General features: G+C 68.4%; 10 protein-coding genes. 6 read left to right on the top strand and 4 right to left on the bottom strand.

The annotated features are described in order from the left end of the window. Positions 1–67: 67 nt before the first annotated feature. The 5 genes from D0T21_RS27965 to D0T21_RS27945 all read left to right on the top strand — a co-directional run bounded on the left by D0T21_RS27965 (position 68) and on the right by D0T21_RS27945 (position 7,929). Positions 68–1,507, top strand: coding sequence for a helix-turn-helix transcriptional regulator (locus D0T21_RS27965; RefSeq protein ID WP_116993256.1), 1,440 nt, complete (start codon positions 68–70; stop codon positions 1,505–1,507). A gap of 46 nt (positions 1,508–1,553) precedes the next feature. Continuing rightward, entirely contained in the window at positions 1,554–3,326 is a 1,773-nt protein-coding gene (gene sctC / locus D0T21_RS27960) for a type III secretion system outer membrane ring subunit SctC (protein ID WP_116993255.1), read from the top strand. Positions 3,327–3,480: 154 nt separating this feature from the next. Further along, complete coding sequence (locus D0T21_RS27955) at positions 3,481–5,631, top strand: glycerophosphodiester phosphodiesterase family protein (protein WP_116994571.1); 2,151 nt, start codon at positions 3,481–3,483, stop codon at positions 5,629–5,631. Positions 5,632–5,866: 235 nt separating this feature from the next. Next, positions 5,867–6,160, top strand: coding sequence for a hypothetical protein (locus D0T21_RS27950; RefSeq protein WP_147328190.1), 294 nt, complete (start codon positions 5,867–5,869; stop codon positions 6,158–6,160). Beyond that, positions 6,160–7,929 (top strand): methyl-accepting chemotaxis protein, encoded by a 1,770-nt coding sequence (locus tag D0T21_RS27945; protein WP_229211665.1) that lies wholly within the window; start codon positions 6,160–6,162, stop codon positions 7,927–7,929. The genes D0T21_RS27950 and D0T21_RS27945 overlap by 1 nt, the downstream gene beginning before the upstream one ends. Here the strand turns inward: D0T21_RS27945 and D0T21_RS27940 are convergent. The 4 genes from D0T21_RS27940 to D0T21_RS27925 all read right to left on the bottom strand — a co-directional run bounded on the left by D0T21_RS27940 (position 7,926) and on the right by D0T21_RS27925 (position 13,709). Continuing rightward, on the bottom strand, positions 7,926–9,029 hold the full coding sequence (locus D0T21_RS27940) for a trypsin-like serine protease (RefSeq protein WP_116993251.1): 1,104 nt from the start codon (positions 9,027–9,029) through the stop codon (positions 7,926–7,928). The two genes, D0T21_RS27945 and D0T21_RS27940, sit on opposite strands and share 4 nt — an antisense overlap. Positions 9,030–9,095: 66 nt before the next feature. Then, entirely contained in the window at positions 9,096–10,604 is a 1,509-nt protein-coding gene (locus D0T21_RS27935) for a hypothetical protein (protein ID WP_116993250.1), read from the bottom strand. Between the two features lie 340 nt (positions 10,605–10,944). Further along, positions 10,945–11,436, bottom strand: coding sequence for a hypothetical protein (locus D0T21_RS27930; protein ID WP_116993249.1), 492 nt, complete (start codon positions 11,434–11,436; stop codon positions 10,945–10,947). An 86-nt stretch (positions 11,437–11,522) separates the two neighbouring features. Next, positions 11,523–13,709 (bottom strand): glutamate cyclase domain-containing protein, encoded by a 2,187-nt coding sequence (locus D0T21_RS27925; RefSeq protein WP_116993248.1) that lies wholly within the window; start codon positions 13,707–13,709, stop codon positions 11,523–11,525. 350 nt (positions 13,710–14,059) lie between these two features. On the opposite strand from D0T21_RS27925, the gene D0T21_RS27920 reads away from it, so the two are divergent. Next, positions 14,060–17,314 carry a hypothetical protein gene (locus tag D0T21_RS27920; RefSeq protein ID WP_116993247.1) on the top strand — a complete coding sequence of 1,085 codons (3,255 nt, stop codon included), beginning with the start codon at positions 14,060–14,062 and terminating at the stop codon, positions 17,312–17,314. Positions 17,315–17,340 lie beyond the last annotated feature (26 nt).

The raw sequence follows: 17,340 nt of genomic DNA, 5'->3' as shown, positions 1-17,340 counted from the left end.
GGTCTGCGGCCCCGCACACGTGGGCCGCGCACGTTTTTGTTCAGTGCACCAATAAAGGGTCAGATTCATGTACAGCATCTACTTCGCGGTCATTTCCGCCCTGACGACGGACGAGCCCATGCCGTCGTACGCGTTTGCCATGCTCGATGGTGAATTTGAAACCGCGCTGCGGCACAGCACCCGCCAGACCGACCCGGACGGCGCCGTCGACGAGGAGCTGCGGGTGCTGGCCTGCCAGGCCACCGCCGACGCCTCGCTGCTGCTGGGCCGCGACGAGGATGCGGAGGAACACTACCGCAAGGCGCAGAAGCTGCTGCGCGGCTCGAACGAGCAGCTGCGCGTGTTCTCGTGCCGCAATACCGGCTGGCAGGCGCTGGCCATGCACCGCTACAGCGCGGCGCTGCACTGTTTTTCCCGCATCAGCCAGGAGGGCGCCGCCAGCGGCCGCCAAAAGATCGAGGCCGCGCTGGGGGTGGCGATCATCCATCATCTGCTGGGCCAGCAGGACGCGGCCGACGAGGCGCTGGCGCACGCGCGCGCGCTGACCGCGTCCGAGCCCGACGGGCGCTGGCTGCTGCTGACCGAGTTGCTGGCGGTGGACTTCGCGGTGCAACTGGGGGTGCGCTGCTCGGCCGTCCTGCGCGACCACGCGTTCTGGCAGTCGGTCATGACACGCGGCAATCACATGCAACTGCTGCGCGACTTCGGCGAGCACATGGGACGGTCCGCGGCCGGGCGGCCGACGCCGGAACTGGTGGCCCGCCACGCCCAGTACCTGGCCCTGCTGACGCGGCTGGCCGCCGGCGAGCGCGACGCCGGCGTCGCGCTGGCGGCGCACGCGGCCAGCGCCCGCAAGTGGGAATGCCACGCTTATTCGAACGGCGTGCGGCTGGAGATCGCCCTGGCCGCGCTGGCGGGCGACTGCGTCGACCTGGCCGAACAGACGCTGCAGCGCAGCGGTCCGGGCAATTGCACCACGCGGCGCTGGAATCTGGACTACCTGTATTGCCAGGCCAAGATCTGCATGCAGCGCGGCTACGTGGCCGAGGCGATGAAGTTCTATGCCAGCTACACCCACGACGCGCTGCAATGCCTGCGCAACGAGACCCAGGTGATCAAATCGCTCGACGGCAGCGTGCACAACGCGGTGGCGCTGCCGACCGACGACGTCAGCGCGCGCCTGCCGGCCAAGTACCGCCGGGCCTACCGCTACATCGTCGAGCACTTCACCAAGAATGACTTGTGCACGCGCGAGATCGCGGCCCAGATCGGCGTCACCGAGCGCGCCCTGCAGATGGCCTTCCGCGAACACCTGGGCATGTCGCCCTCGGCCGTGGTGCGGCGCCTGCGGCTGGAGGCGATACGCGCCGACCTGCAGGACGAGGGCCAGGCCGGCGCCAACATCATCAAGACCGCCAACCGCTGGGGTTTGAAAAGCCGCTCGGCGCTGATCCGCGGCTACCGCAAGCAATTCCAGGAATCGCCGTCCGAGACGTCGTGCCGCTGACGCCGGCGCCATCTTGACCCTTCCCCACCTGATCCGATCCGACCTCATGATACCAGCCGTTTTTTCCCTTCGTTTGCCGCGCGCGCTGCTGTGCGCGGCCCTGCTGGCCAGCTGCGCCGGCGCCGGCGCGGCCACCGCCATTCCTTGGCGCACCAGGACGCTGCAATACGCGGCCGACCGCAAGGACGTCAAGGATATCCTGCGCGAACTGGCCGCCAGCCAGGGCGTGATGACCTGGATCTCGCCGCAGGTGGAGGGCAGCGTGAGCGGCAAGTTCAGCGAGTCGCCGCAGCATTTCCTCGACCGGCTGGCCGCTTCCTTCGGCTTTGTCTGGTACTACGACGGCGCCGTGCTGCGCATCTCCGGCGCCAATGAGGCCAAGAGCGCCACCATCGGCCTGAACTATGTCAGCGCCAGCCAGCTGCGGCGCGCGGTCCAGCGCCTGCACGTGGACGATCCCCGTTTCCCGATCCAGTACGACGACGAAGCCCGCGCCGCGCTGGTGTCGGGGCCGCCGCGCTACGTCGAGCTGGTCGGCGAGATCGCCGCGCGCATCGACCGCGCCGCCGAGGGCCAGCCGCGCACCGAGGTAAGGCTGTTTCCATTGCGCTATGGCTGGGCCGCCGACCATCCGCTGCGGCTGGATGGCCAGACCGTGACGCTGCCGGGCATCGCCTCGGTCTTGCGCAGCATGTACCAGAACAATGAGAAGGCCGGCGCCGCGGCGCGCACCCAGTCCGCGGCGCCGGCCGGCGCCGTCAACAAGCTGAGCGCCATGACGCCGCTGGCCGGCGGCAATGGACCGGGTCCGGCGCAGGGCGGCGCCGACGGCCAGGGCTTGAAGCCGCCTCTGCCGCGCGGCATGGCCGCCGGCGCCGACAGCGGCGCCGCGCCGCTGCCGTCGGCCGGCGACAGCGGGGCCGACGGCTCGGGCGCGTCGCGCGCCGGCGCCGAGCAGGGGCCGGTGATCCAGCCCGATCCGCGCAGCAACGCCGTGCTGATCCGCGACCTGCCGGAACGGATGGCGGCGTACGGCCAGCTGATCGCCGCGCTCGACACCCGGCCGCAGGTGTTGGAGATCAGTGCCAGCATCATTGATATCACCGAGACCGGCCTCGAACAGCTGGGCATAGACTGGCGCGTGCACACCGGCCACCTCGATTTCGAGACCGGCAACGGCCAGCTGGCCCAGGCCAGCCAGGGCACCTCGCTCGACCCCGCCGGCTTCGCCAATCCGGCCGCCGCCAGCGGGACCGCCGCCACCACGCCCACCGGCGCCACCCTGACGGCGGTGCTGGGCGGCGCCGGCCGCTACCTGCTCGCGCGCGTCAGCGCGCTGGAGCAGACCAGCCAGGCGCACATCACCGCCACGCCCAAGGTGGCCACGCTGGACAACGTCGAAGCGGTGATGGACAACAAGAAGACCTTTTATGTGCCGGTGTCGGGCTTCCAGGCCGCCGACCTGTACAGCGTCTCGGCCGGGGTGGCGCTGCGCGTGCTGCCGCTGATGGTCAACGACGAGCACGGCAGCCAGATCCGCCTCAGCGTGCACATCGACGACGGCCAGCTGACCAGCCAGCTGGTCGGCCAGCTGCCGGTGGTCAGCAACAGCACCATCGACACCCAGGCCATGATACGGATGGGCGAAAGCCTGCTGATCGCCGGCTATGCGGTCGAGCAGAACGACAAGGAGGACAGCGGCGTGCCCTGGCTGTCGGGCCTGCCGGTGATCGGTAACCTGTTCAAGTTCAAACAGCGCCAGACGCAGAAGGTGCAGCGTCTGTTCCTGCTGACGCCGCGCCTCATTACGCCGAGTTGAGCCAAGCGGGCGCCGCGCGGTTCTTTCCGCGCCCGCTGTCTTCGTTTGTGTCGCCGCGCCCGGCGCCGGGCTGTCCCAGAATGCCGTAGCCCCATGGACAGCCCAGACGCCGCGCCCGCTTCGGCCGCGGCATCACCCGATAAGGAATGGAAAGATGAAAACCGCGTTTTCTCCCCACCCGGCCACGCTTGGTCATGACCTGCCTGCGCTCGCCACGCACGCGCCCTTGCAGCAGACGCCGCAGGGGAGCGTGGTGCGCACGCCCGGCGGCGCGCTGGCCGGGCTGAGCCAGATCGGCGGCGCGCCACGGGCGGCCGTCGCCGCGGGCACGCGCGTGCCGCTGGTCGCGCTGGACGGCCTGTCGCCGGCCGCGCAGGCCAACCGCAAGATGCTGGGCGGCGCCCCGGGCAAGGTCTACGTCGCCATCGACAGCGAGTTCTCGGCCGACAAGGATGCCGAACTCACGGCCCGGCTGGTGACGCTGCAGGCGGCGCGCGACAAGCTGGCGCCGCTGGCCGCCGGACGCCGGGCGAGCGCGCCGGCGCTGTCGAAATACCTGGCCGGCAAGCTCGATCACGTGCTGGTGAGCACCGCGCAGTTCCGCGAGATGGCCAAGGGCGCCGGCAAGGTCGACGGCAACCCGGCCGCCTTCCCGGTGTTCATCGACGCCGCCCGTGGCCAGCTGGTGGTCGACGTGCACCAGGCCTTCGTCGCCGGCGACCGCCTGAGCAAGCCGGCGCAGCAGGGCTTGAGCGCGGCGCTGGGCACACAGGCGCTGGGCATCCAGAACCGGCAATGGCTGCCGGCAGTCCAGGGCGCGGAGCGCACGCTCAAGGCGGCCGCCGCGCGCGGCGCCGACCTGGCGCCGGAGCCGCGGCCGATCCGGCGCCGCGGCGCGCTGCACCTGGAACATGAATACGTCGGCAAGGAGATCGGCTCGACCACCCGCGGCGCCGATTTCTACCAGGCCAACCGCCACGACCTGATCAGCGGCCACCAGGACTGGGTGGAGCACCACCGTCACTCCTACACCCACGTGAACTACCTGCATGGCGAGGCGGGCGCCAACGTCCACCGCAAGGAAATCGTGGTGCACCGCGGCTTGATCGACAACCGCAACGGCATTCCGGAAAACTCGATCGCCGCCATCGACAACGCCTATGCCCATCACTACCGCAGCATCGAGATCGACGTGCAGATCACGGCCGACGACGTGCCGGTGCTGATGCACGACTTCACCGCCGGCCGCATGACGGCCGACCGCGACAACCGCCTGGTCAGCCATACCAGCTACCGCGAGATCAGCGCCAGGAAGCTGGTGATACGCAACCCGGCCTCGGGCGACTACGTGGTGACGAACCAGAAAGTGCCGGCCGCGGCGCAGGCGCTGCAGCACGTGCTGAGCAGCAAGCCGGGCATGACCGTCTTCCTCGACTGCAAGGAGGACGCGCCCGAGACCATGATCGCCCTGCTGATCGACCGGCCGCAGTTCCGTCCCTTCACCGCCGTCAAGCTCTACGGGCGCACCTATATGGGCGGCTTCCCTCAACTGCTGGGCAAATTGCAGCAGCGCTATGGCATCGATCCGGTCGATCCCGGCCACAAGCAGGAACGCCAGGCGCTGCAGGCGGCGCTGAAGGAGATCGGCCTGGTGCCTATCCTGAGCCAGGGCTTCCTGAACGATCCGGCCTTGCGCAAATTCTTCCCGCCGCCGGCCGGCGGCAAGGCCGGCGCGCCGGCGCCGGCCGAACTGGCCGACATCGGCATGGCCTGGCTGAAAAGCTGGTCCGCCATGAATCCGGTGGTATTGGAGGTGGTGCCGACCGGCGGCGACACGCCGGAAGGACAGGCCATGCAGATGATACGGGAACGCTTGCGCGCGCCGGCCGACAGCTACGCGCAGATTCCGTTCTCGGGCTCCTACCGCTACGAGGATTTCTCGGTGCCGCAAAAGGATGGGACGAACAAATACTATACCTGGGACGTGCACGGCGGCATCACCGACGTCACCGACGTCAAGTTCGCCGACCGCCGCGGCACGGCCGGCGCGTTCCGCAACGAAGCGGAAAACATCCTGACCGACCAGCCGGACGAGGAAGTCTGGGCGATCGGCAGCGACCAGACGCTCGATCGCGGCCACACCGGCTACAAGCTGGATCTGCCGCCCGGCACGCCGATCGACCTGAGCCGCAACGCCGACAACCGCAAGCTGCGGGTGACCGAGTTCCTGCGCGAGAAGCCGGTGTTGGACGAGGCGGCGGTGCGCGCGGTCGAAGCCGGCATGCTGGCCGACCGCGGCGGCTGACATCCGGTGGCGGGGCCGTCCATCAGGCATCGCCGTCCGACTATGGATTTCTTCAAATGCGCAACAAACTCAACACCACCATGGCACATGGATACTTATGCTAGTACGTGAACGATACCTCATCCCAGCCCATGGGGAAGACGTGGAGGCGGTTGCGCTTGGCGTATCCACATTGTTCGCATTGTGCGAGACGTTCGCACAGCCTGGCTTGATCTTCGTTCCAGCCAGGCGCGCCATGGAAGATACGACCTTGGCCCAGGTTCTGTCGGAGCAGCAGATCGACTTGCTGATGGCGGGCGCAAGCGTGGCGACGCCATCAGGCCAGGCAATTGCCCTGTGCTTTCACCTGAGTTGCAAGACCCACAGGAACAGCGCAGTCATCCTAGCACTGTGGGCGTGTGAAGACACGATAGCGGAGCTGGAGAGCCAGCCGCAATGCAAGGCCATGGTGGTCGTGCCGTGGCTTCCCGACGATATCAAAAACTGGAAGAGCCAACAATCCCCCATCGTCTTTGGCAGAGACAACTAATGGACTTGCTGGCCGGATCACCTCAAGGAAAAACAATGAATTTTTCGGATATGAAATTAGCGCACCGCTTTGGCGTGCTGCTAGCCATAATTATTGTTGGTTTTGTGTCCTGCGGCGCCTGGTCGTTTGCGGTGTTAAATCATCTTAAAGTCAATGGCCCCGTATATGACCACATAGTTCAGGGCAAGGATTTGATCGCCGACATTTTGCCGCCGCCGGAGTACATCATTGAATCCTATCTGACCTCGGTCCAGGCGCTGGCGGCGCCCGCCGCTGAACGCAAGCCCTTGATCGACAATCTCAAGTCATTGAAGAGCGACTACGATACCCGTCATGCATTCTGGGCGGGGTCCAACCTGGACGCCGCGCTCAAGGACCAGCTATTGAACAAGGCGGACAACCCCGCCCGGGAATTCTATGGCATCGCCTTTAGCCAATTTGTGCCGGCGCTGGAGAAGGACGACCACGCCGCCGCCGCCGCCGCCCTTGAAACGATGACGCGGTTCTATGGGCAGCATCGCGCCGCCATCAACAAGTTGGTTGAGTCCGCGACCAAGCGCAACGAGGTCGATGAAGCGGACGCCAAGGTCACACTGAGCAAATCAATCTCGGCCATGCTGGTGATCCTGCTGTGCGCGGTCAGCCTGGTCGCCATATTTTTTCTGCTGATCTCGCGCAGCCTGATGCGGCAATTGGGCGGAGAGCCGAAGTATGCGGCCAGCATCGCCGCCAGCATCGCAGCCGGCGACCTGGCCGTAGCGATCGACACCAAGCCCAACGATACCGCCAGTTTGCTGGTGGCGATCAAGGCCATGCGCGATAGTCTCGTCCTTACCGTCGGCCAGATTCGACGTGGCACCGACATGATCGTCACCGCTTCCGGTCAGATCGCCACCGGCAACCTTGAGCTATCCTCCCGCACCGTGCAACAGGCCAGTTCGCTGGAAACAACCGCATCCTCGATGGAGGAAATGACTTCGACCGTTAAGCAGAATGCCGACAATGCGCGCCAGGCCAATCAGCTGGCGATATCGGCTTCCGAGGTGGCGCTCAAGGGTGGCGCGGTCGTGTCGCAGGTGGTCGATACCATGGAGTCGATCAACGCATCGTCCAAGAAAATCGTCGACATCATCGGCGTGATCGATAGCATCGCCTTCCAGACCAATATCCTGGCGCTGAATGCGGCGGTGGAAGCGGCGCGCGCCGGGGAACAAGGACGGGGTTTCGCCGTCGTCGCCAGCGAGGTCCGCAATCTGGCGCAACGCTCGGCCGCCGCCGCCAAGGAAATCAAGACCTTGATTGGCGACTCGGTGGACAAGGTGGAGGTCGGCACCAGGTTGGTGGACCAGGCCGGCGCGACGATGCGGGCGATCGTGGTGAGTATAGGGAGTGTGACCGATATCATGGCGGAAATCACCGCCGCCAGCCAGGAGCAAACCTCCGGCATCGAACAGATTAATCAGGCCATCACGCAGATGGATCAGGCGACCCAGCAAAATGCGGCGCTGGTGGAAGCGGCGGCCGCCGCCGCGGGGTCGCTGCAAGACCAGGCCTGCGGTCTGGCGCAAGTGGTCAGCGTGTTTGCGATTGAGCCGGCAAGTGGCGCGGCCGTTGCGCCGTTGCAAACGGCGCTGCGTCCGGTGCCGGTGGCGCTAGTGGACTCCAGATCCGGCGGACGCGCTGCCGGGCACTCGGCGACAAGCCCGAGGCCATTGAAGCAGGTGGCGAATTCGTCCGCCTCCGCCGGCAGCGATTGGGAAGAGTTTTAACCTTGTTTCTGGCGTCGGCGCCCCGCGATCAGGCCCGCCATCGCCAGGCCCGACAGCATCATCGCGTAGGTTTGCGGTTCCGGTACGGCGGTCACCGCGTTGATCCAGGCCAGGTGCGAGTAGGTCGCCGTGGAACCGGACAGGTCGCCAAAGCCGGATGGATTGCCGGGACTCGCGTCGCAGTCGCTCAAATTGAAATTCGGGCACATCTCGCTGCCCTGGAAGCCCCAGGAATGCACGCCCGACAGCAGCCACTCGCTGCCGTTCCAGATGAAGTCGCCGCCGCCCGAATCGCCGCTCGCGGCCAGCGCTTCGTTCGCGCCCAGGCCGCTTCCACTGCGCCAGCCGTTGCCGCTCACGCCGGCGATGCGGCCCAGGGTATTATGGGCGGCGCTGCCATCGTCATAGTCGCTCATGTAGGTGGCGCCCGGCGCGTAATAGTTGGGGTCGTAGCCCCAGTTGTCGACCACCTGATTGCTGATCTCGTTGAAGCTTTTACTGTCCACGTCGTAGCTGTTGTAGCCGTAATGCCCCCAGGCGCGCTCGCCCAGGTTCGGCTCGGTGTCGCCGCCGCCGAGGCCGGAGGTGCCGTAGCCGGCCATCAGGTAATCCTTGCCCACGTCGTTGGTGGCGCTCAGCTTGTAGCCCTTGATGGTGGTGACGGCCTGGTCCAGTTTGAGAACGGCGATGTCGGCGCCGGTATCGAGGTCGCCGTTCCAGCGTGGGTTCACATAGGAGCCCGTCACGGCCACGTTACGGCTGACGCCGACCGCGCCGTTGGCCCAGCCGAAACTCACTTTCATCGACGAGAAATCATCGGCGCAATGGGCCGCGGTCAATACGTACTGGCCACCGGCCAATAGCGAACCGGAACAAATCCAGTTGCCGCCCGCGTTGGCGTAGCTCAGCCGCGCCACGCCGTCGAGCGCGCCGGCCACGCCGTTGAATGCCTGGCCCGGCACGAAACGCCAGTTCGACGGCGACGAGGTGTTCGCCGTGAGCGGGGTCAGCAAAGCGGCGTCATTGGCGTACGCGGCCGATGCCGCGGTCAGCGCCGCCGCCAGCGCGACGGCCTTCAAACCGGGTGAATCTATCGTCATAACCATATTCCTGATGTGGCCCGAAGGGCGCCGCAGGTCGGGCGACCTGCGGCAAGTTGCGGATGTTTACTGCGCCAGTGCTTTGGCGCCTTTGCCGAGTTCCTCGATCACCGAGTTCAGGGCCTGGTTCAGCGCGGTCTCGTTCTGGATTTGCGCCAGCGCGTTCTGCGTCATGATGGTGAGGGCGGCCGATGCACTGGCCGCCGCGATGGTGGCGGCGGCTTCGACCGATGCCCCGGCCGTGCTCACCGCCCCGGCCACACCGCCGGCGGCGCCACCGGCGGCATCGGCGGCCTTATCCGCCTTGCCGTCTTTCTTGCGTTCGGCCTCCTGCTCGTGCGTCAGCGGCACGGTGGTATCGCTGCTGCCGGATTTGCCGCTGATGTGGAACTCGGACGCCTGCGGTTGCTCAAGCGACCGGTCCCTGCCGCCGGCGGCCGGCGACGTGTGTTCCGCGCCGTCGCCACGCTGGCCGCGCCGGCTCACGATGACGTCCGCCGCCACGGCGCCGCCGATCAGGGCGGCGCTGCCGGCCGGAGTCGCCGCCACCGAACCGAACTTGTCCAGCGCGGCGCCGGCCGCCACGCCGGCGCCGGTTTCCGCCGCGCGTTTCATCAGGTCTTTCGGGCCGCCGATGACGCCGCCCACCACTTCCTGCACCACCTTGCCGCCGACGTGCGCAACCTGCATGGTGGCGACAGCGGCGTTGGCGATCAGGCCCTCGCCGGTCAGGTCGCCGGCCAGCGCAACGGCCTGGCCGGCGGTTTGCAGGCCGTCGCTGAGCGCCTTGCCGGCATGGCCGTTGGCGAGATCCTTGCCCACGCCGATGGTCCCCTTGAGCGTGCCTTCCAGATCCCCGGCCACGCCCTTGCCGACCTGGTCGGTTATCTTGACCACCGCGTCTTCCGCCTTGCCGACAAACTTGGCGGCGTGCTCCGCCGCGTGGTCGACCGATTTGGAGATGTGCATGCTGACGACCACATCGGCGGTGGCGTTGACCGCGATTTTCTGCAAGCCCATGGCGGTCTGCACCACGGCGGTGCCCGCTTCGGCCGCTTCGTGCCCCAACTGGCTGGCCGTCTCGGCGAGGTTGTCGGCCACATGGGTCAGCTCCTTGCCGGCGTCATGCAGATGGCCGGTGGCCACGTCCTTGGTGATGCGCAGCGTGCTGGTGGCGGCATTGGCGGCGGCGTTGGCGAGGGTGTGGCTGGCCTCGTCGACCAGTTTCACGCCGGAGGCGCTCGCCTTGTTTTCGATGTCCTTGACGCCGTGTGCCATTTTGTCGAAGGCCTTGGAGATGTGCATGTCGGCGGTGGCGTCGGCGGCGGCGTCGACCACCGCCTTCTGCGCGTCGATGGCGGCCTTGCCCAGGCAGGTCGCCACCTGCGCGGTATCGTTCAACGCCGCCCGCAGGCGCAGGTGGGCCAGATCGTTGGCGGCGTGCAGCGCCGCGTCGGCGGCATGGCCGACGTCCTTGGCGACCGCGCCGATGCCGTGCGCCACGTCCTTGGCGGCGTGTTCGAGGGCGTGGCCCACTTTGTGGAAAGCGTGTTTCAGATGGCTGAGAAAGCTCATGATAGTCCTTTCAGGCGGCAGAGCGCGTACCGGGCGGTGCGCTGCCCGGCCGGCCACGCGGGTGTGGTCGTGCTAATCGCAATATTCATAAATCACCTCGAAAAATAAGTGGCGGATGGCGACTGATTGCTGACCATGACCGGAGGGCGCGCTCCGCGACAGGCTTGGGCGTACGTCAGGCGTCTTGCAGTGCGGCGGACATGGGGAATGCCGTGCCCGCTTCGCACCCCTTGACAATACGGCAAGGAGCGGTCGGGGCCGCCGGCAAAAACGAACTGGACGCTCGGCAGCCGAAGCGGCGCCGTGGGCGCCCTCGGTGCGGGGTGGGGCGGGGTGGGGATCAGCCGGCGACGGCTTCGGCGTCGAGCGCGAAATCGCCGATGAAGCGGATCAGGGTGTCGAGCAGGCTCTGGCCGGAGGCCTGGGCGTTGAGCGGATAGCGGAAGGAGTAGAACAGGTGGCCGGTGTCGGGGTGCATGCTGATGACGCCGCGCGAGCCGGCGTCCAGTTCGAAGTTAATCTTCAGCATAACACCGTAGGCCAGCGCCAGGTCGCCGCCGCCCGGCTTGCCCATGTCGACGTAGACCGCCAGCTCATTCGGATTGAACTCGTCGTCGTAGATGAAGGCGATCAGGTAGTCGTCGATGCGCAGGCGCGCGCCCAGCAGGATTTCGTCGGCGGCCTCGAAGCCGACCACCTTGCTCAACTCCCGGATCACGCGGGCGTAGTGGCCGGCCTGCGGCGAGCCCGGACGGAAGGCGGAGGCGGGCGGCTTGGCCGGCGTCTTGATGGCGGGTTTGGCTTGGATGGCGATGCTTGCAGCGGTGTTCATAATGCTCTCCCAAAAGTATGAATGAAAATGCTGGCGCCGCCGCCCGGGTCGGGCCCGGGCGGCGGCTGGTAAGGCTGGATGAACGATCAGGCGTGGGCGGCGCTTTGCAGGCGCTCGCTACGGCGCGGCGCGGCCGCGGTCTGCTCGAACAGTTGTTCGCTAACTTGTTTCTGCGCCACGCTCATTTTGAAGTCCCGGCCGAACTTGGTGTAGATCACTTGCGGCGCCTTGTCCAGGCCCAGCATGCCCTTGGCCGACTTCGGCACCTGGTGGTCGACGTTGCCGACGGTGAAGCCGGTGGTCACCACCACCGGCGCCAGGTCGCGGCGGCGGCTGGAGCGGTCGATGGCCGGGCCTTTCTCGTTGAGCATGCCGATGATGGCCATGGCCTGGTGCTCCATCGGGTCGACCACCGGGATGTGGCCGCGGCCGGTCTCGCGCATGGCGTCTTCGATCTGCGGCTTGAGGGCCGGGTAGTGGGTGCAGCACAGCCACACCGAGGTGGCGTCGTGCGGCACCTGGTTGACGTACTCGTGCACCGCCTCCCGGACCGCCGTCTTGACTTCCGGCTTGTCGCTGGCGTGGTCCAGATTGTTGATCAGCGGCGCCCATTTTTCCGCGCCGATCGGCGTCAGCTGGAGGGCGCCGTTCGACTTGGCCTTGACTTCGCCGGGGTAGCGCGTGTCGCGGGCCGTGGCCGGGGTCGAGAACATGGCAGGCTTGGCGCCGCCCAGCTCGACGATCTTGCTGGAGGTGACGTCGATCAGGTCCAGCACCGGCGTCTTCAGACCAGCCTTGGCCGCCGGGAAGGCGGTGCAGGCGGTGTTGCAGGCCATGGCGATGATGTCGACGCCGATGTGCTGGGTGGTTTGCAGGCCGTGGCCGACCAGCGTGACCAGCTGGTCCGGGGTCTTGGTGCCGTAAGGCGCGTTGCCGTGGTCGGTGACCACCACGAAGCGCGCCGTGTGCGGCGAACGCATCTGGATGAAACCGGCCAGGTTCTTGGCCGCCACCAGGCCGCCGTTGCTGGAATCGAAGGCGCCGATCAGGAACGGGCGGCCGTCGTGCGGGGTGCTGGTGGCGACGATGCCGCGCGGCACCTGGCCGGCGTAGACGCTCTGTACGATGTTCTTCAACATCGACAGCATGGCCTGGTGGACTTCCGGCTCGAAGCCGTCGACGCCGGTGCGGTTGGTCACGCCGGCGGCGCTGACCACGGCTTCGCCGGCCACTTTGCCACGGGTGACGCCGTCGACCGCGCCGGCGTTCAGCGTGGCGTGGATCAGGTCGGCCTGCTGGGCGTGGCTGGGGAGAATCTCCAGCTTGCCGGTCTTGCCCGCCAGGTCGGCGGCGATGGCCAGGCCGCCCAGGTTGGAGTTCCAGCTGGTGACCGGATGCTGCACCGGCACCGAGGACGCCATCTGCAGGCCGTTCATGGCTTTCGGAATCTCGCCCAGCCAGGCCATGCCGGCCTCGTTACCGCCGTCGCCGACGCCGACGGTGGTGATGCCCTTGCGGTCGTTGGCGGCCAACACGATCTCGTCGAGCGGCGGGTTGAAGGGATTGATGTCCAGGCCGCGCATATTGCGGCGTACGCCGTCGTCGGCGCGAGCCGGCAGCTCGATCGCCACCACCGCGTCCGGCTGGTGTTTGTCGAGCATGGCGTCGGCGTGGCCGCGCGCGCCGGCGCCGTGCGCCACATCGAAGGTCTCGAACTTGGTGTACTGGGCGGCGTCCGGGTTGAGCGCCTTGACCGCGGCCTTCATCAGCGGCAGGTTGGTGCTGTCGGTGACGTAGGTGACGGTCTTGCCCAGCTGTTGCAAGGCGTGGCCCAGCGTGGCGGTGCCCGGAGGACCGTCGGTTTCCGGCAGGCCCTTGTCGACCGAGAAACCGGTCAGCAGCATGACCTTGGTGATATGCGGCTGCAGCAGCGCCTCGGCCGAGCGTTCGACGCCGCCGGGCTGGAAGAACTTCGACAGGTTGCGCATGTCGTAGCTGGCCATCAGTTTGTCGATCGCGCTGGTGGCCGGGCCGGCAGGCTTGTGGGCCGTGGCCGGGCGGGACGCGGTGGCGCCCGGCAGGGCGGCGCGCAGCTGGCTGCCGCTGGCGCCGCCGGTCTTCTGGCGCTTGGACACATTGCCCAGTTCGGCATGGGCGCTGGTGGCGCTGCGGGTGCGCGAAGCCGCCGGGCGGGCAGGGGCCTGCTGCGCCGCCTCCTGTGGCGCCAGGTCCGATACGGCGTGCTGCGATGGGCCCGAGATACGTGTCTTCATGAAGTGCTCCTAAGGTTAAACAATAGTGGGATGGTGTGCTGCGCTGAAGTCCAGTGTAGGAAACCATCCGAGGCACCCCGGCCAGCAGGCGAAGCAAGCGGCGCGGAAACGAAGCGCCATGCCGTCCCGGCGGACGGCGCGGCGGCGGCCGTACGCGGGCCGCAATTGTGAGTCCATGCTAGTGGCATGCGCCGCTGCTGCCAACGGTGCGCGCGGCAATGCTTCGGTCGGCGAGCGCTGGCTGCGTTTTTTTGCCGGCGGGGCCGTGGCGCTGGTCGGACACTGATAAGCAGAGGCGCGTACAACGCGTCGTTTGCGTGTCGTTACCAAGAGTGAAGGACTGCATAGATATGGCTATCACCAAAATCAGCGGCGCGGCAGACCTCCTCGCGCCATCGACTGCGGCCCAGCCGCCGTCCACGTCCGCGGCGCCACCGGCGTCGGGCGCCGTGCCACGCCGCAGCCGGTCGCCGCAACTGGAAGGACTGGGCCGCGCGCCGGCGCCGGGCACGCCGTCCGACGGCGGCGTCGAGATCTGGGGCGGCATCAGCCCCCTGCACTCGCCCAGCGGTGCGCTGCTCGGCGCCTCCTGGCGTTCCGATGCCGCCGTGTTCGGTTCGGACCGTTTCAGCGCATCCAGCCTGTCCAACCGCGGCGTCCCGGCGCCCAATCCGCAGGCAGCGCCGGCGGCGCCCACGCGCGAGATGGGCGGCATCTGGAACAAGCTGCGCCGCAAGCTGGCGGTGCGGGAAGGCGCCTTGACCATCGGCCCCTTCGGTTCGATCGCCGAACTCGCGCCAACCACGGCGCGCGCCAAGGCGACCGTCACCCCGGCCAATCTGCACCGGCCCAAGGCGAACGCCGCGACCGCGCAGGAAATCCGCGGCAAGGTTGCCGGCACCGCAGTCATGTTCGCCGGCAAGCCAAGCCGCGCCGCGACCGCCTGCACGCTGCTGGCCCAGCCCGCCGAGGCGCACCAGGCCATCTGCGCCATGTTCGCCGCGGCGCAGCCACATACCGACCACCTGGACGCGATGTTCCTGCGCGCCGACGCGGCCGACCTGGCGCATCGGCTGCTTGTCGAGTGCGCATTGCCGGACGCCGGCAGCACGGAATTGCGCTACGTGCGGCCGCTGCAATTGGGACGGGTGCTGGCGGCCGTCAGCGGCGGCGATCCGCAGCGCGCCGCCGCGGCGCTGACGACGCTGCGGGCGGGCGGCGCCGGCGCGGCCACCAGCGGCGATGCCTTCCACGCGGCGCGCGAACTGGCGCGCACGCCGCGCGGCCTGGCGACCCTGATGGCGCTGGCGCCGGCGGCCGGGGCGGCCGAGCCGGTGGCGGCGGAGATCGGCGCCGACGCCGTGCTCCACAGCCTGCGCGCGGCCAACCAGCTGATCGCGCACTGGCCGGCGCAGACGCCGGCGCCGCAATCGTTGGCCGACGTGGTCGGCCGGGCGGCGCAACTGGCGGCCGCGCCCGGCACGCCGCCTTCGGTGGCGCTGGCGGCCAACGCCCTGCTGTGCGCCGCGACGTTGCGCGCCGACGCCGGCGCCACGCCGCCGCCGGCGCAGCGCCAGGCTTATCTGGCGTGGCGCAACGGCTACACCGAGGCCGGCCCGCACTCCGATCTGGCGCGCACCCAGGCGCGCATGTTCAAGCTGGGCACCTATGCCCAGCGCGCCAGCGCCAGCACGCCGTCCAGCTGGCTGGCGAACGCCTTCGGCTTCCGCAAATCGCCGCTGTCGGCGCTGGCCTTCGGCACCGGCGGCGCCGAGCTGCGCCATCCCGACGACGACTTGCGCGAACTGCATGCGATCCCCGATATGGCGCAGCACTTCCAGGCCCTGGCGCAGTCGTCCGACGCCGGCGCCGACGCGCTCGGCCACGCGCTGCGGGGCGCCGCGCTGCAGTGCTGGCACCAGGCGATCGCCCAGGACGGCTGGCAGCCGGGCTCCCGCGTCGATCGCGGCATGCGGCGCCAGATGGTCAAGCAGGCGGCCGCCCAGCTGGGCATGACGCCGGCCGCCGTGCGCGCCAGCGCCACCTACCAGGCGATGCGCAAGGCGCCGCTGAGCGCCGCCACGCTGGGCGACTGGGTGGCCCGGCTGGCGCCGGAGCTGCGTCCCGCCGGCCATGCCGAGGCGATCGCCAAAATGAAGAAATTCGAGCCGGCGGCGGCAGCGCCGCGCACGGCGGACAGCCTGATGAGCGGACTGAAGGGCGTGGTCGAACAGGTGCGCCGCACCTACGATGTGCGCCTGTCCGACGGCGGCGTGTTCGGCATCAACGGCAACCTGGCCGCGTCGCTGGCGGCGGCGGTCGGCAAGCTGGGCGTGCCGGTGGCGATGGTGGCGCCGGAAGTGAAGTATTTGCACGGCCGGCACGCCATCGTCAACGTCGGCTCCTCGGCCAGCTCGGGCAGCCTGTTCATCGGCTCCGACCGGCGCCACGCCAGCCACGTCGGCGCCAGCGCCATTGGCGGCCTGGTCTGGCATGAATCGCTGATGCTGGCCGGCTCGGTGCAGGCGCTGGTGTATGCCCACGACAGCGCGGCCCCGCGCGGCGTGATGACGCGCATGCGCTTCAAGACGCCGGGCCCGGCCGAGACGAACGGCATGGAAACCTGGCGCGCCAAGCTGATCGACGTGCTCGACACGGCGCGGCCGGGCCAGGCCGGCGCCAGTCCGCAAACCATGTGGGCCGAGTTGGCCGACAAATTTTACAAGGACGCCGACCTGTCGATCAACTGGCTCGACACCGCCCGCGCCAGCACCGTGTGGAGCGGCGTCGGCATCTCGGGCGGGGCGCGCGCCATCCTCGACCATTACAAGGTCGGGCCGCTGGCCGGCGCCGGCGCGACCAAGGTGTGGCGGGCGCGGACGCAGCGCCACGAGACCGGCGGCAAGCAGACGCTGGAGCAGATCAACCACAACAGCGGCAGCGCCGTGGCGGCGTCGGCCTCGCTGGTGGCGGGGCTGCCGCCGCAAGGCAATTTCAGCGGCGAAACCGGCCATATCAAGTCCGAGGTGCTGCCCAATGCGCCGCTGGTGGGCAAGGCCTGCACCATGCTGCAGACCCAGGCCGGCGTCACGCTGCGCCTGACCTCCGAGGCCGGCCGGCTCGACCCGGACCTGACCTTCCGCGATACCGAATTTCTCAGCGCGAAAAAATTCGTCCACTACGTCGACAGCCGGCGGCCGCAGTGGATCGCCGCGCTGGGCGGCGCGCCCGAGGCGGCGGCGGCCAAGCTGGACGAATACCTGACCCAGGCCAAGCTGGACGCGGTGTCGGGCAAGCAGCTGTTCGCCGAACGCCAGTGGCTGACCCACCCGGCGGCGGCGGCGCTCAACCACTGCGACGACGCCATCGAGGAATTGGGCGCGGGCGGCCATGCCGGCGACAGCGCGCAGCTGGCCGCGTTGCAGCAAAAGAAGGCGGCGCTGCTGCAGGCCGACTCCAGCTGGGACTGCCGCTTCCTGTACACGCTGGAAAGCAACTCGACCCAGCGCACGGTGGGCGCGTCCTTCTTTGCCGGCGCCCAGCGCAGCACCGAGATGAGCCACGCCCGCCAGCTCAGCGTTTTGGTGGCGGACCGGCCGGCCTGAACCCGCCGGATTTCGTTCCGCGCGAC

This window comes from Duganella sp. BJB476 (assembly GCF_003416895.1).
GTDB lineage: Bacteria > Pseudomonadota > Gammaproteobacteria > Burkholderiales > Burkholderiaceae_D > Rugamonas.
The sequence above is the reverse complement of the archived record's forward strand: the minus strand, read 5'-3'. Positions and strand labels throughout refer to the sequence as shown.

What these genes read in the sequence shown, in the direction of transcription:
- D0T21_RS27965 (WP_116993256.1), top strand. Translation starts at nt 68, where the DNA reads ATGTACAGCATCTACTTCGCGGTCATTTCCGCCCTGACGACGGACGAG.
- sctC (WP_116993255.1), top strand. Translation starts at nt 1,554, where the DNA reads ATGATACCAGCCGTTTTTTCCCTTCGTTTGCCGCGCGCGCTGCTGTGC.
- D0T21_RS27955 (WP_116994571.1), top strand. Translation starts at nt 3,481, where the DNA reads ATGAAAACCGCGTTTTCTCCCCACCCGGCCACGCTTGGTCATGACCTG.
- D0T21_RS27950 (WP_147328190.1), top strand. Translation starts at nt 5,867, where the DNA reads ATGGAAGATACGACCTTGGCCCAGGTTCTGTCGGAGCAGCAGATCGAC.
- D0T21_RS27945 (WP_229211665.1), top strand. Translation starts at nt 6,160, where the DNA reads ATGGACTTGCTGGCCGGATCACCTCAAGGAAAAACAATGAATTTTTCG.
- D0T21_RS27940 (WP_116993251.1), bottom strand. Translation starts at nt 9,029, where the DNA reads ATGACGATAGATTCACCCGGTTTGAAGGCCGTCGCGCTGGCGGCGGCG.
- D0T21_RS27935 (WP_116993250.1), bottom strand. Translation starts at nt 10,604, where the DNA reads ATGAGCTTTCTCAGCCATCTGAAACACGCTTTCCACAAAGTGGGCCAC.
- D0T21_RS27930 (WP_116993249.1), bottom strand. Translation starts at nt 11,436, where the DNA reads ATGAACACCGCTGCAAGCATCGCCATCCAAGCCAAACCCGCCATCAAG.
- D0T21_RS27925 (WP_116993248.1), bottom strand. Translation starts at nt 13,709, where the DNA reads ATGAAGACACGTATCTCGGGCCCATCGCAGCACGCCGTATCGGACCTG.
- D0T21_RS27920 (WP_116993247.1), top strand. Translation starts at nt 14,060, where the DNA reads ATGGCTATCACCAAAATCAGCGGCGCGGCAGACCTCCTCGCGCCATCG.